Origin of the sequence: Streptococcus cristatus (assembly GCF_003943535.1) — a bacterium.
GTDB lineage: Bacteria > Bacillota > Bacilli > Lactobacillales > Streptococcaceae > Streptococcus > Streptococcus cristatus_L.
Genome location: NZ_RJPU01000009.1, coordinates 1 through 21,510 on the forward strand (window position 1 = coordinate 1; position 21,510 = coordinate 21,510).

General features: G+C 40.9%; 23 protein-coding genes. 4 read left to right on the forward strand and 19 right to left on the reverse strand.

Annotated features, from left to right (window positions below):
• The 15 genes from D8790_RS09395 to D8790_RS09465 form a co-directional block, all read right to left on the reverse strand.
• A partial coding sequence (locus tag D8790_RS09395; protein WP_221765902.1) for a T7SS effector LXG polymorphic toxin occupies positions 1-416 on the reverse strand: 416 nt, incomplete at its 3' end.
• Positions 406-1,059, reverse strand: a complete 654-nt coding sequence (locus D8790_RS09400; RefSeq protein ID WP_125388397.1) for a DUF4176 domain-containing protein — start codon at positions 1,057-1,059, stop codon at positions 406-408. The genes D8790_RS09395 and D8790_RS09400, both read right to left, overlap by 11 nt.
• Positions 1,031-1,339 carry a variable surface protein mvspG gene (locus D8790_RS09405; protein ID WP_125388398.1) on the reverse strand — a complete coding sequence of 103 codons (309 nt, stop codon included), beginning with the start codon at positions 1,337-1,339 and terminating at the stop codon, positions 1,031-1,033. Before D8790_RS09405 ends, D8790_RS09400 begins: the two co-directional genes overlap by 29 nt.
• 9 nt (positions 1,340-1,348) lie before the next feature.
• The gene (locus D8790_RS09410) at positions 1,349-1,741 is read right to left on the reverse strand and encodes a YwqH-like family protein (protein ID WP_125388399.1); all 393 of its coding nucleotides are present in this window, start codon (positions 1,739-1,741) and stop codon (positions 1,349-1,351) included.
• 134 nt (positions 1,742-1,875) lie between these two features.
• Complete coding sequence (essC, locus tag D8790_RS09415; protein ID WP_125388400.1) at positions 1,876-6,315, reverse strand: type VII secretion protein EssC; 4,440 nt, start codon at positions 6,313-6,315, stop codon at positions 1,876-1,878.
• 3 nt (positions 6,316-6,318) lie between these two features.
• The gene (gene essB / locus D8790_RS09420; RefSeq protein ID WP_125388401.1) at positions 6,319-7,494 is read right to left on the reverse strand and encodes a type VII secretion protein EssB; all 1,176 of its coding nucleotides are present in this window, start codon (positions 7,492-7,494) and stop codon (positions 6,319-6,321) included.
• 28 nt (positions 7,495-7,522) lie between these two features.
• On the reverse strand, positions 7,523-7,774 hold the full coding sequence (locus tag D8790_RS09425) for an EsaB/YukD family protein (RefSeq protein WP_125388402.1): 252 nt from the start codon (positions 7,772-7,774) through the stop codon (positions 7,523-7,525).
• The gene (essA, locus tag D8790_RS09430) at positions 7,737-8,228 is read right to left on the reverse strand and encodes a type VII secretion protein EssA (protein WP_125388403.1); all 492 of its coding nucleotides are present in this window, start codon (positions 8,226-8,228) and stop codon (positions 7,737-7,739) included. Before essA ends, D8790_RS09425 begins: the two co-directional genes overlap by 38 nt.
• 44 nt (positions 8,229-8,272) lie before the next feature.
• Positions 8,273-8,563 (reverse strand): WXG100 family type VII secretion target, encoded by a 291-nt coding sequence (locus D8790_RS09435; protein ID WP_061421940.1) that lies wholly within the window; start codon positions 8,561-8,563, stop codon positions 8,273-8,275.
• 706 nt (positions 8,564-9,269) lie between these two features.
• Complete coding sequence (locus tag D8790_RS09440; protein ID WP_125388404.1) at positions 9,270-9,749, reverse strand: GNAT family N-acetyltransferase; 480 nt, start codon at positions 9,747-9,749, stop codon at positions 9,270-9,272.
• Between the two features lie 24 nt (positions 9,750-9,773).
• Positions 9,774-11,045 carry a D-alanyl-lipoteichoic acid biosynthesis protein DltD gene (gene dltD, locus D8790_RS09445; RefSeq protein ID WP_125388405.1) on the reverse strand — a complete coding sequence of 424 codons (1,272 nt, stop codon included), beginning with the start codon at positions 11,043-11,045 and terminating at the stop codon, positions 9,774-9,776.
• Positions 11,038-11,277, reverse strand: coding sequence for a D-alanine--poly(phosphoribitol) ligase subunit DltC (gene dltC / locus D8790_RS09450; RefSeq protein ID WP_005591431.1), 240 nt, complete (start codon positions 11,275-11,277; stop codon positions 11,038-11,040). The genes dltD and dltC overlap by 8 nt, the downstream gene beginning before the upstream one ends.
• 21 nt (positions 11,278-11,298) lie before the next feature.
• Positions 11,299-12,543: a D-alanyl-lipoteichoic acid biosynthesis protein DltB gene (gene dltB, locus D8790_RS09455; RefSeq protein ID WP_125388406.1), complete on the reverse strand. Its 1,245-nt coding sequence runs from the start codon at positions 12,541-12,543 to the stop codon at positions 11,299-11,301.
• The gene (gene dltA / locus D8790_RS09460; protein ID WP_125388407.1) at positions 12,540-14,090 is read right to left on the reverse strand and encodes a D-alanine--poly(phosphoribitol) ligase subunit DltA; all 1,551 of its coding nucleotides are present in this window, start codon (positions 14,088-14,090) and stop codon (positions 12,540-12,542) included. Before dltA ends, dltB begins: the two co-directional genes overlap by 4 nt.
• Before the next feature lie 20 nt (positions 14,091-14,110).
• Positions 14,111-14,242, reverse strand: coding sequence for a teichoic acid D-Ala incorporation-associated protein DltX (locus D8790_RS09465; RefSeq protein ID WP_125379144.1), 132 nt, complete (start codon positions 14,240-14,242; stop codon positions 14,111-14,113).
• Positions 14,243-14,508: 266 nt separating this feature from the next.
• On the opposite strand from D8790_RS09465, the gene D8790_RS09470 reads away from it, so the two are divergent.
• From D8790_RS09470 to D8790_RS09485, 4 genes are all read left to right on the forward strand, one after another.
• The gene (locus tag D8790_RS09470) at positions 14,509-14,835 is read left to right on the forward strand and encodes a PadR family transcriptional regulator (RefSeq protein ID WP_125379145.1); all 327 of its coding nucleotides are present in this window, start codon (positions 14,509-14,511) and stop codon (positions 14,833-14,835) included.
• On the forward strand, positions 14,822-15,421 hold the full coding sequence (locus D8790_RS09475; RefSeq protein WP_125379146.1) for a DUF1700 domain-containing protein: 600 nt from the start codon (positions 14,822-14,824) through the stop codon (positions 15,419-15,421). Before D8790_RS09470 ends, D8790_RS09475 begins: the two co-directional genes overlap by 14 nt.
• A complete protein-coding gene (locus D8790_RS09480) occupies positions 15,414-16,313 on the forward strand; it encodes a DUF4097 family beta strand repeat-containing protein (protein ID WP_125379147.1) in 900 nt (299 codons plus the stop codon). The genes D8790_RS09475 and D8790_RS09480 overlap by 8 nt, the downstream gene beginning before the upstream one ends.
• Positions 16,314-16,430: 117 nt before the next feature.
• On the forward strand, positions 16,431-17,384 hold the full coding sequence (locus D8790_RS09485) for a S66 family peptidase (RefSeq protein WP_125379148.1): 954 nt from the start codon (positions 16,431-16,433) through the stop codon (positions 17,382-17,384).
• Positions 17,385-17,423: 39 nt separating this feature from the next.
• Here the strand turns inward: D8790_RS09485 and D8790_RS09490 are convergent, their stop codons facing one another.
• The 4 genes from D8790_RS09490 to D8790_RS09505 all read right to left on the reverse strand — a co-directional run bounded on the left by D8790_RS09490 (position 17,424) and on the right by D8790_RS09505 (position 21,449).
• Complete coding sequence (locus tag D8790_RS09490; RefSeq protein WP_125388408.1) at positions 17,424-18,674, reverse strand: S41 family peptidase; 1,251 nt, start codon at positions 18,672-18,674, stop codon at positions 17,424-17,426.
• A 105-nt stretch (positions 18,675-18,779) separates the two neighbouring features.
• Positions 18,780-20,030 carry a carbohydrate-binding domain-containing protein gene (locus tag D8790_RS09495; RefSeq protein WP_125388409.1) on the reverse strand — a complete coding sequence of 417 codons (1,251 nt, stop codon included), beginning with the start codon at positions 20,028-20,030 and terminating at the stop codon, positions 18,780-18,782.
• A 20-nt stretch (positions 20,031-20,050) separates the two neighbouring features.
• Positions 20,051-20,731 (reverse strand): DUF4956 domain-containing protein, encoded by a 681-nt coding sequence (locus tag D8790_RS09500; protein WP_045499982.1) that lies wholly within the window; start codon positions 20,729-20,731, stop codon positions 20,051-20,053.
• On the reverse strand, positions 20,724-21,449 hold the full coding sequence (locus D8790_RS09505) for a polyphosphate polymerase domain-containing protein (protein WP_125388410.1): 726 nt from the start codon (positions 21,447-21,449) through the stop codon (positions 20,724-20,726). Before D8790_RS09505 ends, D8790_RS09500 begins: the two co-directional genes overlap by 8 nt.
• Positions 21,450-21,510 lie beyond the last annotated feature (61 nt).

Consider the following 21,510-nt stretch of genomic DNA (forward strand, 5'->3'; position numbering starts at 1 on the left):
CTAGGATTACTCAGAGAAATAATATCACTAATATCCGAGTAAATACTCTGTGTTCGTGTCGAAATCTTACTTAAGCCTTCAATGGGGTCTTTCATCCTCTGCTTGACTCGCTCCAGATACTCCGTATTGATAATCGCACTATCATTGGTCTCACCAACCGTCTCCTTAAAAAGCTTGATAATCCCATCATAGCGACTGACAATGCTATCTAGGGCATTGACATAGTTATCAACCAGTGGTATCTGATAGTTGGTCACCTTCTGGTTAATGGCTTCCTTCACTGTCCCTTTGAGACTATCTGTAGAGACAACTTGGGACAAACAGCTTCTGGCCTTGGTTAGCTCGCCCTTGATACTACCTACAGATGTACCCAAGGCCGATTTCTGAGCTTGTACCTCAGATAAATCAATCTTCATTCACTATCTCCTCTCCATATACGCTAGAAACAATGCCCTCATTGAAATACTCTCTGCGGAAGACCTCTTGACAATAGCGCTCATCTGTCATTTCTGTATATCCTTCCGATACGACTCGCTTGATGAAGAGATTGCTTACAAACAAGGGAGCCGTATCAAATCGCAACCCAAAAGGCCATGTATATCCTATGTAATCTATGTAGCTTCCCGTTTCCATCACTACTCTACGACCAGAAAGAACGACAAAAAAGTCCATCTGCTCACTCTCAAAGGCTGCAACCAAATCTTGTGGAAGAAGGTCTCGATCCAACTCTACAACACTGCCTAAAGGATAAATACGGCTAAAACAAAGATCAACATAAGAAGCATATTGGATAAAGTGACCTCGCGAAAGAACAACCTCTTCTTTGAGACGCTTCACTCGAACTTCAGAACCTTCAAAGAAAAAATCTAGTGGAGCACCAATCATCGGATGGTAGTGATAAGAGTCCTCTCCATTCATAAAAGCCAAATAACACTTGCGAAAGACTTCCGGATGTCCTGAGAGAGTCATAGAAACCGCGAATAAAAATTCTTTAGCCTGTTCAGTCACCTCTATGCGACTAAGAGCTTGCTTAAATAAAGATAGCTGTTCTTCTTTCATCGCATCGTCCCCCAGCTTGAATAGCACCTGCTTCTCGAGCGTCATCCTGAACTTTATTATTCGCAGCTTGCTCCATCTTAGAAGCATCAGTACGGGTAAAATCTTTCAGTTTAACGATTGATTTATTAAAGTGCTCTAACACCTCATTAAACGTTGTAAAAGGGGTGAGATCTGTTTTTTTGAAAGTCAAATCCTTTATACGACCAATATTTGTCGTTGAGGACGATACACCCTTAGTAATACTATTCCATCTAGCTTCATCTACGCCTGTTGGTTTCATATCTACCTCCTATTCCATACAATCATAAATACGAGCCTGCCGATAATAAGAATTAATCGTAGACTGCAAACCTTCCGACTCTGACTTAAGAGAGCGAATCTTGTCATCAATAGCTGTCTTGTTATTGCTATGGCTAATACAGAAATTAGAGATATGAGTTCCTAGAGCATAAAATTGTGCTTCAAAATCTTCTTGACGACTTCCCTTAAAACTTGTAGAATCCAACGGAATTATCTGACCAAGTGATCTACTTTTATTGCCTATAGATTGAATTTCTGTTGCTAATTTACTACTAGCATTTTTTAACTTAGTAATTTTTCCATCAATTTCAGTTTTAGCAGCTTGAGCTTCTGCGGCTCTCCTTCGAAATCTTGCAGCTACATCTCTATAATACGAGCTCATCTCATTTCTCCTTTTACTATCAATATAAAATATCGCTTTTATTTTATCATATTTAAAATAGAATAGCTAGTAAGGTGAGGTAATACAAAAAAACATACCCACTTTCAAAAATCTAACGGGTATGTTTACATTAATCATCTGTTAGGCAACTTGATCCTATAAACTTCTCTTCCTACAAAGAAGTGAACTTCATCTACTTCCAGAAGCGGTTCATTATAATTCGTTTTCCCTTTGATCATCCCTTGATCCATAAATCTAGTACCAAAGATGCCTGCCGGCATATTTGACCGCAATCGCTTACTGAACTCATCAAATTTGTTTTCAATAGTCTTTTGATGACCGTGGAAAATGAAATAAACTCCTGCTTTAGCTGCATTTTTCAGAATAGATTCTAAAGTATTAAATGAGATTAACATTTTCTCGTTAAGAATATGTATATCTGGCATATACACAATCATTGGGATCTTATGTCCTCCATGAAGTCTGCGCTCTATTTCACCAACGATATCCGTAATGACTGCACTAAATTCTTCTGATGTGATAACTGAGTCACAATCAGCCTGATTAGCAAATCGACCCTCTAGATCAAAAACAATGCGTTGAGCTTTTCCTTCCAATTGTTTAAGGGCCTTCATGATAATGACTTCAAGCATTTCTGTCTGCTGAGGCGTATCATCCATAATCACAAAGTAGCCGTGCTCTTCTGGATTAAAGCCAACAATCTTTGTTGTTTCTTTATCATAACCTATTGGAACTTGTACTTGATGCAGCATAGTCTGTGTTTCCTTTGCCTGCTCAAAATCTTCCATTGTAATCTCATTTGGCAACATTGGAATTGACTCTGGACGTACCCCCGTCCACATATTTGATATCGTCTTAATTTCCTCTTCTAACTGATAGAGGCGCTCAATATCATTGTCACCACCCGTAGGTAAATAGACCTGAATAGCATAAGGGATATCTTCTTTAATTTGAGCACGTCCGAAAATTTCTTGCTGAATGAGGGCCTCGCGACCTACTATTTCTTTAGCAGCCCCTTCATCTACCATGAAGAAGGCCATCCGTGAAGTTATATTGCTTGACATACTAATTTTAAGACTATTCGAACGAAGAACTGTTAAAATCACATAACAGCCTAAACTAGCTCCCTCACGTAGAATTCGATTAACCAAATTTTCAATTGACTCTTCTAAAGGTGTATCCTTTATAGAATCAAATCCATCAAAAATGGTTAAAATTATCGGAAGCTTTTCACCAGATTTCTGCTCATATTGAGAAAGACTTGCTACATTGTAAGCCGCAAATTTCTCCTTGCGAGCTTTCAATTCATGATCAATTCTCTTTAAGAATTTAACTAGTTTTTCTTCTTCATCAAATCTTGTCAAATCAACTATATGCGGTAACTCCTTAAGCGGTAGCAGACCATTTGTACCAAAATCAAACAAATTAACATGGACTTGTTCTGGAGTATTTAGTCGAGCAAGATTCATCACCAAGGTTTGGAGTGCAACAGACTTACCAAAACCAGGGGAACCGTAAAAGACAGTATGACCCATCTTTTCTATGTCAAAGTTAAAATTAGTTTGTCTCTGCTCAGTAGGTATATCCATCTTAGCAAAAGGAACCGCCAAAACTTTTTTATCTGTCCAATGCACATCCGTTTCTGGTGATATAATCCTTGTCTCCAATGGCTCCAGCCAAGGTCTATCTGGCATAGTAATAGAAAAATGACTAGTAAATTCAGAAATATAGTTCACAAGTGCATCAAGCTCAGTGATTTCTTCAGACTCTGTAGTTGTATAATCCTCATCAATTGATAAATCCTCAGATAGCAGCTCATATTGTCCTAAATCATTAATCAGCCAAATCCGTTCATCAACCGTCTCTTTTTTATCATCTCCCTGCGGAGCATAGGCTGCACCACTCCAAGCGGATTGGAATAATTCGTATATTTCATTATTTCCAACTTGTAGATAAGCACGTCCTGGTTCTTTGATACTTGCTGCATCTGGTGTTTTTATAATTTCAGACGAATCTGATGCATCTGAAACTTTTAAGGCTAATTTAAAACGCGAGTTAGACCATATTTGATCATTAACAACACCTGACGGTTTTTGAGTCGCGAGGATAAGGTGAACCCCAAGAGAGCGTCCAATACGAGCAGTTGATACAAGTTCTGTCATAAATTCTGGCTCATGCTGTTTCAACTCTGCAAATTCATCACTGATAAGAAATAGATGTGGTAAAGGCTTGCTTGGAAAAGAATCCTTATCAGCAGCTAACTGTCCTTCTTTATACAATTTAGTATAACCATTGATATGGTTCACTCCAAATTGACTAAACAATCTTTGACGCTTTTGCAGTTCCGCCTTAATAGAGGCTAAAGCACGTGCACTTGAAGCCCCATCTAAATTCGTAATTGCCCCAAGCATATGAGGAAGATTGTTGAAAAGATTGGCCATTCCTCCACCTTTAAAGTCAATGGTAAGGAATCCAACATCCTCTGGACTGAAATTTACTGCTAAAGATAGAATATAGGATTGAAGAATTTCCGATTTCCCTGAACCCGTGGTTCCGGCCACGAGTCCGTGCGGCCCATGAGCTCGCTCATGAAGATTCAACTCAACAACATCATCTTTCCCACGCAGTCCTAAAGGAACTGCCAATGTCTTTGAAGTATCAGCCCTTCGCCAATTCGAACCTAAATCTATTTCTTCTACTGTTTTAACCTTATACAGCTCTAAGAAAGAAACAGACTTAGGAATCGTATTTTTTTCAACTTCAAGGTGTTCTAAATTTGCCAATGTCCGAACGCATTGTTCGTAAGTCGGCAAAGCTGAATATGGACAAAATGTCTGAGCGCTGTAATTTCGACCGTCATTGATAATCTGCCCAGCATTCTTATTTTTATATTCAATCAATGTTGTGACTGTTTCAGGCAATAAACGCTGAGCTTCTTTTACCCAAATAACAGTAACACCAAGTTCTGTCAAATCTTTTGCAAGATATTCGTTTAAACTATGACCTAAAAGATGTGAGTCATCTAAAATGGTTAAAACATAGTGAGGCTTAAATCGTGCATCTTTCTCACCCATCTCTTTTTTTAGCTGAGAGCGCTTTTGGATAATACGATAAAAAGAATTTAAAACTGCATCACGACTTCGAGCATCATGCACAAAACCTCGAATATTTCGTTCCTGCATTTTGAAATGAGGTAAAAAACGCCATTCTGACCAATCTTTCTCATAATCATGCTCATGAACCAAATTAATAAAGTTCACATCTAAATAACTATGAAAAATTGCCAACTGCAAAAGCAAATTATAAATAGCTGTCTTGGTAACTTCTTGATTACCAATCAATCCGACCGTCGCTTGTGCAATATTGACAGTAATAGGAACCTGTCTTTGCATCTGATATTTTTGAAGAACCTTTTGTGCAAATTTAGATGACTCATCTTTACTTTGAATATCAAAATTCGTTTGCAATTGGAGCTGACTTACTTTATTACCAAGCCCAAGAGAAAGTTGCAAAAAATCCTCATTGTAATCTAAGCGTTCGTAAATACGAGAATCATACCGAGCAATCATATCTGCTAAAACTTGAATTTCTGGTTGATTATACCTTAGAATCGCTGCCTCTTCTTGATAATATCGATTTAATTCTGAAACTTGCTTAAGCAAGTATTTTTCATAATCTTCTACCCGAATACGCTCCTGCTCTTTATTATCTTTTCTTTCTTCAAAATACTGGCTCATGGTTGTACCAGCAGTTAGCAGGCTAAACCCACCCATCCCAATCATCATCAGCGGGTTCCCTTTGAAAACAAAACTACTAAAAGCTGTAATTGCGAACATCCCAAGTGCAGGGACAATCGCTCTTACTAATGAATTTTTGGCTGGTTTTATCGGCAAAGGAGGTTGATTAATATGAATTTTTGAACTATAAATGGAGGGATTAATCCGAGGGCTTCTGCGATATGCTGGAAAATCTTGAGGATATTCGCTTGCACACTCTTCAACTAATATTTTCTCTAGATTAAAAATAGGAATTGAGTAGAGAGAAGAAATTTTCCATTGTAACTTTCGCTTTTCAATGAAATGCTGAGCAGTAGCAATCATATCTCCTATTTCAAATGGAAATAACCCACTTTCTTCAATTAGTTTATAATTAAGATAAACTGGCCTATCACCAATTTCAATCTGTACTTGTTTATCGGAGAAAATCAAAACTGTTGAAGAACTAATCTTCAGATCAGCTTCTTCCTGACTACTGCAAATGAAAAGCTCTGTCGGAGCAAAAATATAGGTCGTAAAGATTTCTTTTTCAGACTCTAATAAAGTGACTTTTTCCTCACCAAAAACTGTCTCTCCTAACTTTAAGATATCTCCATTTCGATAAACAGTCTGGTTCTCCAATTTATATGCACTACCATTCAGTAAAATAGACTGTGAATCTACTAGATTAGCAGTTAAGAGTTCTCTCGTTTCTATTAGTAACGTGTAGAGGGGATGATACTCTTCGAAAAGTTGATCACCTAGCTGGTGATAGTATACGTTCTTATTTTCTTCCATCAACTACTCACCATTTCCTTTTGATGAAAAAGTATCTTTAGAGTGACTACTGTCATCCGTACTTTTTTCACCAATTTCTGAGGATAATTCCTTTATTTTTTTCTCATATTCACTCAATTTTTTCTGTTTCTCTGAACCATTCATATTTACATTTGACCTGACTGATTCATAAAGATTTGTATAAGCATGCAGAATAAGTTGGGTATCTCCAATATTCTGGGCTACATCCAGTGCCTTTTCAAATTTTCCACGACCCAAATAAATCCAATAATTCAAAATAGTATCATCACTAGATTCCGTAATCGTATTTAATACTGTTTCTTTTTGCTTATCACTCAAACTATCTAAACGAACATAACTAGCTGCTAGAATGTATTTCGCCTCTTTAGGTAATGAATCTACACTATAAGCCTTTAGCGATTCGACCGTCTCAGAAAAATCTTTTCTCATAAAGTTTGATTGTGCCATGATGACTGCAGATTTTAAAGGTCCATCCTTGAACATAGATTGATAAGTTGTGAAACTAAGAACCGCAGAAACAACAGCTAGAACCGACGTAGCAATCAATAGACCTTTCCATTTTTTAGTATTGACCAAAATATTCTCTATCGAACTCTTTTTTGACAATGTATAATATTTTTCAGAAACATACTGATTGATTTCTTCCAAAGTTCTTAAAGGAATAATATCCTGAGCAATTTTATCTTTAACAGCATCTAACCCACTAACAGCCAACTCAAAATCTACTTTTGGCACTAAAATAGATACCATCAATGCTTTGTAGGATGCTAGACAAAATTCTTCATCATATATCCGTGGAGACAATAACTTCTCAATCCCTCGATGAAGCATCTTCACTTTCCCACCTAAAATAACAATATTTTCTGGATGTATATAAGGAATTTTAAAATTATTTTCTCCCAATTCTATAGAAGTCATTTTTTGGGCTAGAGCAAATCGCTCCAATTCTGTCTTTAATGATAACAACTCCTCTGTAACTGTTTTAAAATATGCAGGTATTTCATAATCTAAACACAGCGAACCATTTTCTTGTCTTATCGCAACACGACAGTATTCTTTGATAGCATCTAGCCGTTCTCTGTCATATCCTGAAGAGGAAACTTGAACAGTAACTTTATTCTCCGCCTTCAAAAAAATTAGCTTATCCCCGTCAAACATATATTACTACCCTTCCTAATTCTTCTTTCTAACCGATAATTTCTAGTATATCTCCATTACTAATAGGATAATTGGCTAAAATATCATTTCCTTCTATATGAATATGTTTATTTTTTACTTTAAACCAAAATTGATCATCAACTGGCAGCCCCAGTTTTGTTCTAATCACTCTATTATTCAATATCTTCTTAAAATTTATCCAAGTTAGAGACTTTGAAACTCTAATATCTAATTTTCTCTGTTTATATTCTATTGTTATCTCTACTTTTCCTAAGTCCATGCCATTTCCTTCCTAAAAATATTCCTGCAGTAGTCATAAAAATTAAAAAAACAGCAATCAATATATTAAATATTCCTTTTCCAATTTTTTTATTATTATGTTTAGTTACAGAAAAACCTTCAGCTAATTTATAGTCTGTAAATAGTGATTTTTTTAATTGAAGTGTATCTAATCCATAAATAGAAAAACTTTTCTCTTGCTTAAAAATATTTATTTCTGCTTCTTGCAGTAACTCTTTAGTTGTCCGATTTCTTTCATCCACCGCTTTTTTTGTTCGATTCAAGAACAGGTTAGGTGCATACTTTGATTCGATTAGATTGGCATTATTATTTTCCTGAGTACCATTTGTAATAATATCTGTGTCTAGCTTTAACTTCCCATCATCTGCAAACACTAATTGAGGTAGTAACAAACAACATATAAATAGAATCTGTAATTTTGCTTTTTTTTTCATAACAAAAATAAGCGTCAAGTTTCCCTGACGCCCCTCAATTCTTTTTACAAACCAAAACTTTGCGCATCATGTTGGTCGCGTTCAGCAACAGTTTGAGCATAGTTGTTCAATTGTTGATTAATACTTACTAAAAGTTCTTCAAATTTTTGAACATGAGTATATAGTTGATTATATTGTTCGAGGTAAGCATTAAAAGCTTGACCTTTCCACTGTGATGCAATTTCACCGTTTGTTTTATTAACAGTTTGAATTGCTTGTTCAATCTGATCTTTAGCACTAGTATAAATACGTGCTTGTTCTTTTAGCTGTTCTGGGGTTAAACTAATAACTGACATAGGTGTCTCCTTTTGTGTTTTTATTACTCCTTTAATTTATCATATTTATAAGAGTTTGTCAATTTTGAAGTACAAAGTACTGCTAAAAACAGATTCCCATGTTACTTATTAAATAATTAAACTATATCTATTATTTCTTAAGTCTCTTTTCGTACCTATCCTTAGACAGTAGAATCTATTTACCACTTTATACTTCCAGTAGAAACTTTCTTTTCATTTTATATAAGGCATTAAGGCAATAGTACGCCACATCCTACCTTTTCTCATAAATCAACATCCTTATGGTATCCTATAAAATCTTTACATATTAGGCGCCTTCTAAGCTAACGTAAATAGCATATTTGTCCAACTATTCATCATATTTGAATTATAAATACTTATTGCAACAATTATCAGGAGATAATTCCATATGAGAAATTACTTATTCTTATAAAGACTATACAATCCATTTAAACTGTCGTCTATTGTCACTACTCTCATTAAATGAATCACAATTTTATCCACATCTATTTTTATATTTCTATCAAGCGCTATAGCTATAGAACCTATCATCTCTATAACATAGAGGTATTGTGGAGTATTTTAGTATAAACAAAAGATCCTATACGAATTATAGTCTAATTGTGACTATAACATCATTAAAAAGAATCATATGGAACTAATTAATTCATTAAGAATCCTCGATAATCCCAATAAGCAGACTTTTTTATTGATGATAATCGTAGGCAAGGCGAGGGCTGCCATCTGGCAAATAAATCGTGCCACACTGGCTAAAACCGTAGCGGCGAATGGCTGCCTGCATCGGCTGGTTATCTTCATGCGTATCAATGCGAAGATAGGGAATCTGCTGCAGGCAAAAGTCAAAAAACAGGTAAGCCAGACCCTTGACTTGTCCATTTGAAGCGATACGATGGATTGTACCGTAAGGCTCTGATAAATGCCAAGCACCTTCAATCTCTTGGTAGGTTGGATCTGGTCCGATGATGAGCGCAAAGGTTCCAACAACTTCCCCAGCCTCTTCAAAGACATAGCAGTGCCCCGCCCGAATATCTTCCTCTACCAGCTGACGATTCGGATAGGAAGCTGGCCACTGACTGGGATTTCCCATAGTCCGCATAAACTCCCTAGCCTGACCAAAAATTGCTAAAATCGCTGATATATCTTGCATTTCCGCCAAGCGAATCATGGCTTCTCCTTCTAGCTTGCATTCTTATTTGACAAATTCCTCATAATCGCCCGTGTAATTAGCCCACTCCTTACTGAAGAATTTTTCATTGATCTGATAATTCGGAGCAGGTTGAGGATTAGACACAAAAGGATCGACAGCCTTGTCGAAAGCCAGCCAGCCATTCCAGCCCATGTGGATCGTGTCCTGCATGAAGTAAGGCTTATCGCCGTCCTTAGAAAAGTCAGCAATATTTGTAAATCCTTGACTCTCCAGCTGGAACTTAATCTTCTCAACCGTCCGCTGGTACATCTCTTCGCTCAGTCCAGTATAGGCCATCCATTTGGCATTGACCGGTGGAATGACAAAGATAACATTGGTATGGGATTTGGCAAATTGTTCCAAAACTAGCTGCAAATCATTGTACTCAGGAGACTTTTCGTAAGACTGTTTGGATTGGAATCCTTTGAACTTCTTGATTTTTCTAGCTAAACGCTTCTTATAAAAGTCGTTATCAATGCCTAAATCATTGTTATTGGTCTGCTTGACAGCATCTGCAGTAGCCAGTTTTTCCAATTCTTCATAAGAGAATTCATCTGGAAGACGGGAAAGCTGAGGCAAAACCTTCGTGTCATAGTTGCCATTATTACCAGCAGCAAATGTACTGAAAAATGCATCCTCCCGCTGATAAATCCGGCTCATAGTATTAATATACTGCTGCTCAAAAGAAGTCAGTTGGCTTCCATCGGCCACTTTCCTGACAATATCCCCCATAGCAATGTTGGGATAGAGCTGCAAAAGTCGCTGGGCTGCATACTGAGCGCCTACGCCACCGTCCTGCCAGCTGAGAAAGCCAGCTAGCTGGTCGCTATTGAAATACTGCTGAAAAGCCGCAGCGTCATAGCCTTTTTTGGTAAACCATTGCGGAGAAACGACATAAACAGCCGTCTTATTTTCCAGCTCAGAGGTCATCTGCTGCATCCCAAAATATTGGTTGAGCGAAGCCGCCCCCCGCTGCCCTAGAAAATAAGGTCGGTAATTGCGGTCATACTTTTCAGCCAAAACAGCTGGGTGCATACTGTCAAAGCGCAGCCATTCGCTGGAGCCAAAGTAGGGCACAAAACGGGTATCTTGATCTGTCAGGGCCGTCATTTTTTTGCTACGGCTTTTGAACGTTTCTGCTGTAAGGGTCACAGCTGCCCGCTTCTCTGCTTCCACATCGTGCTTTTTCTCAAGCGGATAGAAGAAAAAGAGCAGGGCGACCATGACCAAGGCGCAGAAGACCGGCCCCAGAATCAGCCAGAGTCGTTTAAGCATTACGAAGCTCCGTTACGCCTTCAACGATTTTATTGGCTGTATTCCAGTCATCGCGGCCAAATTCTGATACTGGCACACGGATGTCAAAACGGTTTTCCAGCTCAACAATCAGCTCTACTGTCCCCATGCTGTCCAAAACACCAGCATCAAACAAATCCTCGTCCATCATGTCCGAAACATCTTCCATAAATAATTCGTCAATAATTTCAATTACTTCTGCTTTTACATCCATTTTAGTTTCCTCATTTACATTTTATTTTTTAAACCAAAGGTCATTCAAAAATCCTGAGAAGATCAAGAATGAGAACATGACAACATGGAAGGTGATAACAACCCCCAGCGCTTGGGTCCACTTGTTGTCAGGCAGGGCCGGTAGTCCCTTGCTTTTACGCTCTTTATTGATGGTCTTTTTCTTACGGAGCCAAGCGTCATTGACCACCAAGCCCAAACCGTGGAAAAGACCATAGGCGATATAGTACCAGGTCACACCATGCCAGAAGCCCATGACCAACATATTGATTATATAGGCTACACTGGAAGTCGTATTGCGGTTTTTAAAGACCTTGTTGCGCATGAGCACCATGACCAAGCGCATAAAGACAAAGTCACGGAACCAAAAGGACAGGCTCATGTGCCAGCGATTCCAGAATTCCTTCAAATCGCGTGAAACAAAAGGCTTGTCAAAGTTGATAGGGCTCTTGATGCCCATGAGATTGGAAATGGCCACCGCAAACATCGAATAACCAGCAAAGTCAAAGAAGAGATCCAGACCAAAGACATACATGACGCCTAGCGTTCCCAGATTGAAGAAACCGCCAGTATAGAGGGCATAGGTCTTGACATGCCCTAAAATCATGTGGCCAAAGATATGGGCCAGGACAAACTTATAGAGAAAGCCCAGCATGATATACTTGACCGACTGCTCCAGCATATCTAGAAGCTCATCACGCTCTGGAATTTGGAGATAATTTTCATTGAAACGCTTGAAACGATCAATGGGACCACTAGAAAAAGTAGGCATAAAGAGCATAAAGCGGAGGAATTCCCAGAGGCTGAAATCAGTCAGCACGCCATCCCTCAGCTCAATAATCATACCAACTGAGCGAAAGGTCAAATAGGAAATTCCCAAAAAGCCAAAGAGTGATTGATGCCCACTGATAGCTGGTTCGACCTTAACCCAGAATAGGGGCAGGATCGCCAATGCTGTATGCAAATAAAATATCCACTTGCTGTCCTGCTTTTTGCGGTAGAATTTATAAGAATAAACCCAGACTGTCTGCCAGACAACATAAAAGAGCAGGGCATAAAGCTGCGCCAGACTGGGACCCGTCAGCATCAAGACGATAAAGACCAAGCTGACCAAGGCTTCATAGACTGGGAAGCGTTTTTTAAAGAAAAGTCCGATAAAGATTGGCAAAACAGCCAAGATAAGATAAAGGAAATACTGTGGGTCTCCGTAAGGCTCCAGATGAGGAAGCTGTTTCAAGAAATCCATCATGACTTGTTGACCTCACTAATCAGCCCCTTGATATCAATCTTACCGTTTGGTGTTAGGGGCAGAGATTCCCGATAGAGGAACTTAGACGGCATCATATAAGACATCATGATATCCTGTAAATCCTCTTTGATAGCCTTGGTAATATCGATTTCGCGGTCAAATTGCTCTGCAACACCGTCCTTCAAAATAACGTAGGCCAATAAGTTTTGCACCTTGTGGTCCTTATTATAACGTGGCACTGCTACTGCTGCCTCGATATACTTGGATTTGTTGAGGTTTTGAGACACATCCTCTAGCTCGATGCGATAGCCGTTAAACTTAATCTGGAAGTCCATACGACCGCCGTAGAGTAGGAGACCTTCATCAGTCATCGTCCCCACATCACCTGTATGATAGGCTGGTAGCCCTTCAAATTCAAAGAAGGCTTCAGCTGTCTTTTCAGGATTGTTGAGGTAGCCCTTTGATACAGCTGGTCCACAGACAATGATTTCGCCCTGCTGACCATTCGGCAATTTTTGCCCATTTTCATCGATGATAAAGGTTGGAGAATCTTCCTTGGTATAGCCGATTGGCAAGCGCTTGAGGGTCGCTAGCATCTCATCCGTGATGGCAACTGCAGACAGAGCCACCGTTGCTTCGGTTGGGCCGTAAGCATTGATAATACGAGCCTCAGGGAAACGCTCCCGCAATTTCTGAGCTGTCTTGACCGTCAGCTCCTCTCCATCAAAGTAAAAATGCGTAATGCCTGGCATCTTTTGGCTATTAAAATCTTCCGAAAGCATAGCCATATCCGCAAAGGACGGTGTAGAAGTCCAGATTGCTACAGGCAGGCTGAGAATCGCTTCAAATAGCTGCTTGAAGTCCTGAGTCAGACTAGAAGGTAGGGCATAGAGAGTTCCTCCTAGCGCCAAAGTCGGTGCCCAGTACATAACTGACAAGTCAAAAGAATAAGGCGGTTGCGCCAGCATTTGCGGACGGCTAGGTGTCGCAAATTCCTTGTCTGTAATCATCCAGTTGGTAAAGCTGAGCAGGTTATCATGAGAAATTTGCACACCTTTAGGTTTACCAGTTGTACCAGAAGTAAAGATGATGTAGTAATTGTCATCACCCTTGACAGGATGGCTCATCTCATAGGCAGTCTTTTCTGCGTAAGCCGCTCGAACCTCTGCCAGACTGAGAATGCTTGCATCTGTATCAGCCAGCGGAAAATCCGCAATGGCAATAATCAGGCTTGGTTCGGCTACTTCCAAAATAGCAGTCACGCGCTCCAAGGCTGAGTGACTATCAATAGGAATATAAGCATGACCAGCCTTGGTCAAGGCCACAAAAGTAGCCAACATTTCGTACTCCTGACCACCGTAAACAACGACGGGTGACTTGGGAGCCAGCCCCAAGCTATCAATCTTAGCTGCCAGTGCATCGGAATCGGCCTTTAGATCTCCGTAGGTATGGACTTGTCCGAGGACATTGTAGACAGGGAAATCTGGCTGCGTCTGAGCAAAGTGCTCAATCGCTTCAATCATATCTGTAATTGCTGTATTTGACATGTGTATAGTACTCTCTTACATTAAAATTCATTGTAGATAAAGCCACCTTGACCTTGACCAAGATAACTAAAGAAATAAAGCAGGGCTACGAAAATCACAAAGTATAGCAATGTCTGCCCTAGAAACTTATAAATCGTCTTATATTTCGTCATTTCATTCACTCTTATCTTTTTTTAGATAGACATAGATTATTTTACCATTTTATAGAGAAAGATTTCAATATAAAAGCTATCAATTGTGTAAAGTTCTTGTAAGGAAATAAAGAGAAAAAGAGTTACTTCCCTTATCTTTCAAGGATGAAATCCTTTTCAATATCTATAAGTAAAATTTCTATATATTACTTGACTTTTTGTTCAAAAGGGGTTATCCTATATGTAGAAAGTTTATATATAATATTTTTATATATAGGAGGTAGTGCATGTATTTCCCTACATCTTCTACCCTGATAGAATTTCTGATTTTAGCAATTTTAGATAAAGAAGATTCCTACGGCTATGAGATTAGCCAGACTATCAAGCTCATTGCAGATATTAAGGAGTCCACGCTTTATCCTATCCTGAAAAAATTGGAAAAGAGTCAGTATTTAGCGACTTACTCTCAGGAATATCAAGGTCGAAAACGAAAATATTACTCTCTGACCCCAACAGGTCAGAAACAACTGGTTCGGCTCAAAAATGAATGGGAGCTTTATACCAGCATGATTAAGGGCATTATCGAAGGGAGTGTTCGCCATGACAAGAACTGAATATCTAGCTCAACTAGATAACTATTTGAAAAAGTTGCCAGCAAAAGACTATCAAGAAGCCATGGACTACTTCACCGAGTACTTTGACGAGGTCGGTCCAGAGGGAGAGGCAGCAGCTATAGCTGAGCTGGGTAGTCCCAAAGAAGCGGCTCACGAGATTATCATCAATCTTCTGGACAAGAAAATAGAAGAAGATAGCCAAGAAGCTAGCTCCGTCAAAAATAGTAAGCAGATCGTCCAGATTGCTATTCTGTCCATCTTGGCGGCTCCACTAGCAATTCCTCTATTAATTTTGGCTTTGACTTTGATTTTCACTTTCTTCCTCCTCGTCAGTGTCCTTGCTTTTGTCATGGCCGTCTTTACCTTTGCTATGCTTCTCCTAGGGGCTAGTCTGATTTGGGACAGCCTGACTCTCGGCATGACCACTTCGATTCCTGCTTTTGCCCTTAGTTTGGGTATGAGCCTTTTAGCCTTGGGACTGGCTGGACTCTTCTATCTCAGCATTGGTCCTATCCTTCGCTTTATCAAACTCAGCTTTGTCAAACTCGCCCAAGCCTTGGCACGGAAAGGAGGCCGTCATGTCTAAAGTAAGAAAAACCATACTCAGTATTGCTATAGCTGCCTGTCTTCTGGGTCTAGGCCTCATACTGGCAGGGCTAGCAAGTGGTGGTCTGCAAGATCTGGTAAGGAGCTCAGCCACTAGCACCAAGATGGCCAAGCAAGAAGAAACCTATGACAATATCCATTCCTTAAATCTAGACCTGAGCAACCGCTCGGTTGTGATTGGAGAATCACCCGATGATAAGGTTCACTTGACCTATTATCAAGGAGATGGCAAGACATCCGAAAAAATCAGTAGCAAGGCTGAAAACGGTAGTTTATACATTAAGGAATCCAGCTTTTTTATCAACATTAACAGCGGTCTACGCTCTTTACTGGGCTTGATAAATGGAGATTTTGAAAGGACTCAACAAATCATTCTAAGCCTACCTAAGGGAAGGAATTTGGAGCAGGTCAAGGCCAGTTTGGCTAACGGTAGCCTATCAATCAATGACCTGACAATCAAAAAAATAAAAGCCGATCTCAGTAATGGTTCGATCGAACTCAGTCAGAGCCAAATTAAGAGCGGCAGCATTGAAAGTGCTAACGGTAGCATCGAGCTAATCCAAACCAGCCTGACCGATACTCAAATCAGTCTCTCCAACGGTAGTATCACTAGTGATAAACTGACCCTCAAGGGCAATATCAACATGTCCAGCAGCAATGGCTCCATCGATCTCCATCTCGCCGAAGAGACCTACAAAGCCATCTCACTGGACCTGCAAACAGACCTAGGTGACATTGAACTGCCCAAGGACATGCAGACCAGCCACGACCAAGAGGACTTCATAGGCGATCGAGTCATTCATACCAATGAACAAGCTCAAGCCAAGCTGACCGCCCGCACCAGCACCGGCAGTATTGAGATTAGTCATTAAAAATAGAACGGAACCTGATTGGTTCCGTTTTTTATGGTCATTCTCTCTAATCCTACCTTTACTTCCTATAGCCTTTATGTTATGATACTCTATAAAATTTATCACAAGGAGGTTTCTATGAAAAAACTCACATCTGGCATGCACATTCGGGTCGTCAGTCCCTCGTCGTCAATCGAACGCCTTGGCGGCTTTGAGGCCAATCTAGCCGCCAAGGAGCGCTTGGAAAAGCTAGGATTTACCGTGTCTTTTTCGGAGCATTATCTGGAAAATGATATACTAGGCTCTGCCTCCATCGAAAGTCGGGTGGCAGACATTCATGCTGCCTTTTCGGATGACTCAGTTGATGCTATTCTGGCCACCATCGGCGGTTTCAACTGCAATGAGCTTTTGCCCTATCTGGACTTTGAGTTGATTGCTAGAAATCCTAAAATTTTCTGTGGCTACTCAGACACAACAGCTTTGCTCAACGCGATCTATAGCAAGACTGGTATGAAAACCTACATGGGACCGTCCTACTCTAGCTTTAAGATGGATGCCCTGCAGGACTATCAGACCGAGAGCTGGCTCAAGGCCATCAGCCAGACTTCTTATGAATTGACTCCTAGTGAAAAATGGGGCGACAATGCCTGGTATCTGCCCGATGCCTCACTGACCTTCCATGAAACAGAGTGGAAAGTCTATCATCACGGACAAGCCCAAGCCACTGTTATCGGCGGTAATCTTTCCACCTTCTCACTTCTGCGTGGGACACCCTATACCCCGACAGATGAAAACTACGTCCTCTTTGTTGAAGAGGCGGAGGAAGATGATTATGTGGAATTTGACCGCAATCTTGCCGCCCTCCTTCAGGCCTATCCCAACCCACAGGCCCTTCTCATCGGCCGCTTTCCAAAAGAATGCCAGATGACAGAGGAGCTGCTCTTTTATATCTTGGACAAACATCCGATTCTCAAACAAATTCCCGTCCTCTATGACTTGGACTTTGCCCATACTCAGCCACTCTTTACCATCACCATCGGTGCTCAAGTGACTGTGGATACGGAGACGATGTCTATCAAAATTGACGAATAAACAAGAAACGACCTCCAAACAAAAGGTCGTTTTTGATATCTAAAAGTCATGAATCATCTCTAAACAGCGCTCCAAATCCACATCCCGCTCCAGATGCTCAACTGTCCAAGGAATAAGGATGTCTGGTTCAATCCCCTTGTCTGTCATACCCTGTCCCTTATCAAGTGCTAGAGCGCGTGAAGTTGGAAAGTTCAAACTATAGTCACCATAATCTACCTGACAGCAGTTGGAATAATCTAGTATTCCAAGAGTCGGGCGCCCCAGAACCGTCACCTTAGGAAACCATTTCATCATCTGGACAAAATTGTCTCCCGACGAAGCACAGTAGACATCTGCCAAGACAAAAATCTTCTCAGGATGGCTTCCTCCTTTCACATTAGGAAACATTTCCCTGTCCTCGCCTCCAAATTTGACATAGCCTTTGCCCCGATTGGCCTGCAGATCTTGCATGATTATCTCCAACAAATCCTTCGTCTCCTGATTAATCCCCTCCTGCTGCACGTAGGCTTCAAAATCTTTCAAACGCAGGTCAACATTCCGCTCTGTGTAGAGAATTTCCATCCCTTCATCAGTCCTACCCAAATCAGAATAGACTTGCCCCTCAGAAAGAGCATAGTGGAGCAGGGGAAAATACAGCGAGTCCATCCCGCCAGTATTTTGACGGACATCAATTACCAGACAAGCAGCTCTCTTGATAGTATCTTGTGCTTCCTGATAGAGTTCGTTGATGGCTTTCTCGTTCCTAAAGTCATCCAAACGGAGATAAACAACACCCTTTTCTAACTCTTTCCATTCAAATCGACTTTCTATAGGATTCTGGCTAGGCTCAACTGAAAGGATTTGCTCTGCTCCTGCTCGCAAAACAGTCACTTGCCTAGCTTTTGAAATCAACTCGCTCCACTCACGGTAGTTTCGCTCGGGCGTTGAACTGGTAAAATACGATCGGTGCATCCTATAAAACTCTTCTAGATGTTGTCCATCCAGTTTCACAATTTGATCGCCCACCTGCAAATTCGTATCCGCATTAGCCTGCTCAACATAAAGTCCTTGGATTGTTGAACGTAGAACAAAACCTTTTGGCTTAGCATATTTCTCCCGAAAAGCTACGTGGCCGATAACTCCGAAGCTAGCTAGATAAGTCTGAACCTGATAAAGAAAATCCTTTTCACTCATATCGTCTGAAATACATTCGCGAAAACCAGTCGGATCCGCACCGACAATATCCTTTTTAGTTGCCGAATCTTGGGTCATAATCGAAACAACATCTTCAAAAATAGCCGTTTTTCTCATCGTATTGCTCCTCTTCATTATTGAGACCAGTATATCATTTTTGTACATTTTATGCCGATTTAAACAAAAAAATCTAAGCACAATCTCTGCTTAGATTTTTTCTAATCAATGTCCACTGGGACCGCCACCTTGTCCGCCTGGGGCACCACCACCACCAGGGCCATCGGCTGTGATTTCGGTTCGGGTTTGCCCATTGACCGTGATAGTCCCGCCCGTATAGGTAGCCTTGCCATCAAAGTCAAAGGCAGACACAGTGGACGTGATAGCTAGGTTTCCGCCTGTCATGATGATATCGCCGTTGGAGTCAAGGGCGTCTGTATCGCCTTGGCCGACCTCAACCTTGATGTCACCTCCAGTAATCTTAATGAAAATCTCAGCCCCAGTCGCCGTACTAGCTGCATTGATTCCATCATCCGTCGCATAAAGATCAAGTGTACCGCCGTTAATCGTGACATTTGTTCCCTCTAAAGCTTCGACACTGGACTTGACTGTGATGGTGCCACCGTCGATCACTGCTGCATTGCTAGCATGAAGGCCGTCATCGCCAGCATTAATCGTAATGGTACCAGACTGGATATAGAGATTTCCGAGCGAAGTGTCCTCGTCATTATCTGCGTGGATCGCATCCTCCGTCGCTGTAATATCCAGACTAGCCTCCTTGATGTTGATGGCATCATTGGCTGACAAGCCATTCTTGTAGCCTTTAATCGTATAAGTCCCGCCTGTGATGCGCAGGTCATCATTAGATTCGACTGCGTTACCATATTTTCCTTCGATGGTCAGACTGCCTGAGCCGTTAAAGGTCAAGTCGTCCTTACTGTAAATGGCCGCATCGTAGTCAGTATTGGTGTGATTGGCTGAGTCAAAAATGCTATTCTTGCTGCCTTCAGCTAGGGTAATGAAGGTCTTATCTGCATTTTCTACCACAATCGCTGCATCCGTCCCTGTCATGGTCACGCCATTTAAGACAATCTGCACCTTGTCTTGATCGCCAGCTTTGACAACAATCTGGACATTTTCACTACTGCCAGAGAGGACATAGGTTCCAGCTGCCGTAATGGTCACTGTGGAGCCAGAAACGCTCGCTCCGTCACCAGATGTCTTGGCTGTAGAGCCGCTCAAGCTAATCTTGGTCGCTGTCGACTCATCATAAGAAGCATCCTGATCACGGTCCGTGAAATAGCTAGATGTATCTGTCTTTGTCGTACTGGTAGCTGTTTGAGTGGTCGTGGCACTAGCACTCGTACTAGTGCTGGACTGGCTGGTCAAACTACAAGCCCCCAAGGTGACACTCATTAGCGCTAGGGGCACCATTAGTTTTATTTTCTGAAATATTTTTTTCTTGCCTGTTTTCATGATTAGCCTCTTTCTAGATATTATAATTCATTTTCTTTCGTGATATAGCGGCTGATGGCAATCTCTAGATTTCCATTGCGTGTACGTAGGGCATCGATGAGTTCTTTTTCGGTCATTCGGCCATTCAGCTGAATGATGTATTTAATCTTGAACAAACTCCCCATATCAGAGGTTTTGACATTGGCTAGTTCAACATGATTGGCAGCTTTGTTGAAAATATCATCAAAAATGCTTTCATAGTCCAGACTCTCTGGTATGACGATAGTCAGCTGGCGCATGGAATGCTTCATCTGCCCGAAATTGACCACTTCAAGTAGCAGCATAGCGAGCGACATGATAAGGGTAAAGACGGTCGCAAAGACCAGATAGCCCATTCCGATGGCAATCCCGATTGTCATGACTAGGAAAATGGACACCAGCTCCTTGGCCCCTCCTGGTGCGGAACGGAAACGAATCAAGCTGAAGGCCCCCATGACGGCAACCCCTGCTCCCAAACTTCCATTGACCAAGAAAATCACAATTGCAATCAAGGTCGGCAAGAGCGCCAAACTCATCACAAAGGATTTGCTGTAAACCGTCTTAAACTGGTAAACCTTAGCAATGACTAAGCCCAAAAGCAAGGACACTCCGATAGCCAGCATCATCATGGCCGGATCTACAGCTGTATCGGTAAAAATATCATAAAATAAATGACTAAGCATGATTTACAACTCCTTTATAGTCTGTCGTTTTCTTGTAAGCAACCCCGTATTTGGAAAAAGAGCTTGGGAAAACTTGATGGCGATCCAAAATCTCACTCAGCCAGAGCGGATAGGCCCCTGGCACCTTGACTTCCATAATCACATGATGATCCGGCAGAAGATTTTCCCCGTAATGACCATGCAAAAGGCTTAAATCATCGTTGCGGTAGGTCAAATCGTGGTCAATGGTAATCCGAACATTGGGATCCTCAATCCCCTTCATAGAATAACGATTGCAGTAGATATACATCATGGGCTGCAGACCACCGTAGCGCTGACCCAGCCAGTCGATTTCCTCACGAATCTGACAATCTTCAATCTTACTGTGATCGCCCTCCAAGTAAGCCTCTGCAGCGACTAGATCTGTCGAAATGCGGCGCTTGTAGACAATCTTGCGCACTTTTTTCTTGATTTCCAAAAAGACTTGACTGTCTTCTTTCGGATTTTCATCGTAGGTCCGCACGCGCAATTTTTCTTTAAAATAAGGCTTTTCTAAGGACTCACGAATCATTTGATAGGTCGGGGTGTCGTAGTAAAGATTATGGATGGTCGAATAAGCATGCTCATCCTCCACCAGATGACTTTCAAACTCGGTCAATAAATCGGCCAAGGTTTCTTTGGAAATAATGTATTTAGTTTCAAATCGTTGAAATTTATCTTTAAATGTTTTTTTAGCCATGGATTCTCCCCCTGTCTTTCTTGTAACTAGAGCCATTTTACGGATGAAAACTTAAAGCAAG

Excerpts from the sequence above, each read along its gene's own strand:
- D8790_RS09425 (WP_125388402.1), bottom strand. The coding sequence starts at position 7,774 with ATGGACTTAGGAAAAGTAGAGATAACAATAGAATATAAACAGAGAAAA.
- D8790_RS09465 (WP_125379144.1), bottom strand. The coding sequence starts at position 14,242 with ATGACGAAATATAAGACGATTTATAAGTTTCTAGGGCAGACATTGCTA.
- D8790_RS09470 (WP_125379145.1), top strand. The coding sequence starts at position 14,509 with ATGTATTTCCCTACATCTTCTACCCTGATAGAATTTCTGATTTTAGCA.
- D8790_RS09480 (WP_125379147.1), top strand. The coding sequence starts at position 15,414 with ATGTCTAAAGTAAGAAAAACCATACTCAGTATTGCTATAGCTGCCTGT.
- D8790_RS09400 (WP_125388397.1), bottom strand. The coding sequence starts at position 1,059 with ATGAAAGAAGAACAGCTATCTTTATTTAAGCAAGCTCTTAGTCGCATA.
- essB (WP_125388401.1), bottom strand. The coding sequence starts at position 7,494 with ATGTTTGACGGGGATAAGCTAATTTTTTTGAAGGCGGAGAATAAAGTT.
- D8790_RS09485 (WP_125379148.1), top strand. The coding sequence starts at position 16,431 with ATGAAAAAACTCACATCTGGCATGCACATTCGGGTCGTCAGTCCCTCG.
- D8790_RS09505 (WP_125388410.1), bottom strand. The coding sequence starts at position 21,449 with ATGGCTAAAAAAACATTTAAAGATAAATTTCAACGATTTGAAACTAAA.
- D8790_RS09440 (WP_125388404.1), bottom strand. The coding sequence starts at position 9,749 with ATGATTCGCTTGGCGGAAATGCAAGATATATCAGCGATTTTAGCAATT.
- dltB (WP_125388406.1), bottom strand. The coding sequence starts at position 12,543 with ATGATGGATTTCTTGAAACAGCTTCCTCATCTGGAGCCTTACGGAGAC.
- essC (WP_125388400.1), bottom strand. The coding sequence starts at position 6,315 with ATGGAAGAAAATAAGAACGTATACTATCACCAGCTAGGTGATCAACTT.
- D8790_RS09405 (WP_125388398.1), bottom strand. The coding sequence starts at position 1,339 with ATGAAACCAACAGGCGTAGATGAAGCTAGATGGAATAGTATTACTAAG.
- D8790_RS09495 (WP_125388409.1), bottom strand. The coding sequence starts at position 20,030 with ATGAAAACAGGCAAGAAAAAAATATTTCAGAAAATAAAACTAATGGTG.
- D8790_RS09435 (WP_061421940.1), bottom strand. The coding sequence starts at position 8,563 with ATGTCAGTTATTAGTTTAACCCCAGAACAGCTAAAAGAACAAGCACGT.
- dltC (WP_005591431.1), bottom strand. The coding sequence starts at position 11,277 with ATGGATGTAAAAGCAGAAGTAATTGAAATTATTGACGAATTATTTATG.
- D8790_RS09410 (WP_125388399.1), bottom strand. The coding sequence starts at position 1,741 with ATGAGCTCGTATTATAGAGATGTAGCTGCAAGATTTCGAAGGAGAGCC.
- D8790_RS09500 (WP_045499982.1), bottom strand. The coding sequence starts at position 20,731 with ATGCTTAGTCATTTATTTTATGATATTTTTACCGATACAGCTGTAGAT.
- dltD (WP_125388405.1), bottom strand. The coding sequence starts at position 11,045 with ATGCTTAAACGACTCTGGCTGATTCTGGGGCCGGTCTTCTGCGCCTTG.
- dltA (WP_125388407.1), bottom strand. The coding sequence starts at position 14,090 with ATGTCAAATACAGCAATTACAGATATGATTGAAGCGATTGAGCACTTT.
- essA (WP_125388403.1), bottom strand. The coding sequence starts at position 8,228 with ATGAAAAAAAAAGCAAAATTACAGATTCTATTTATATGTTGTTTGTTA.
- D8790_RS09475 (WP_125379146.1), top strand. The coding sequence starts at position 14,822 with ATGACAAGAACTGAATATCTAGCTCAACTAGATAACTATTTGAAAAAG.
- D8790_RS09490 (WP_125388408.1), bottom strand. The coding sequence starts at position 18,674 with ATGAGAAAAACGGCTATTTTTGAAGATGTTGTTTCGATTATGACCCAA.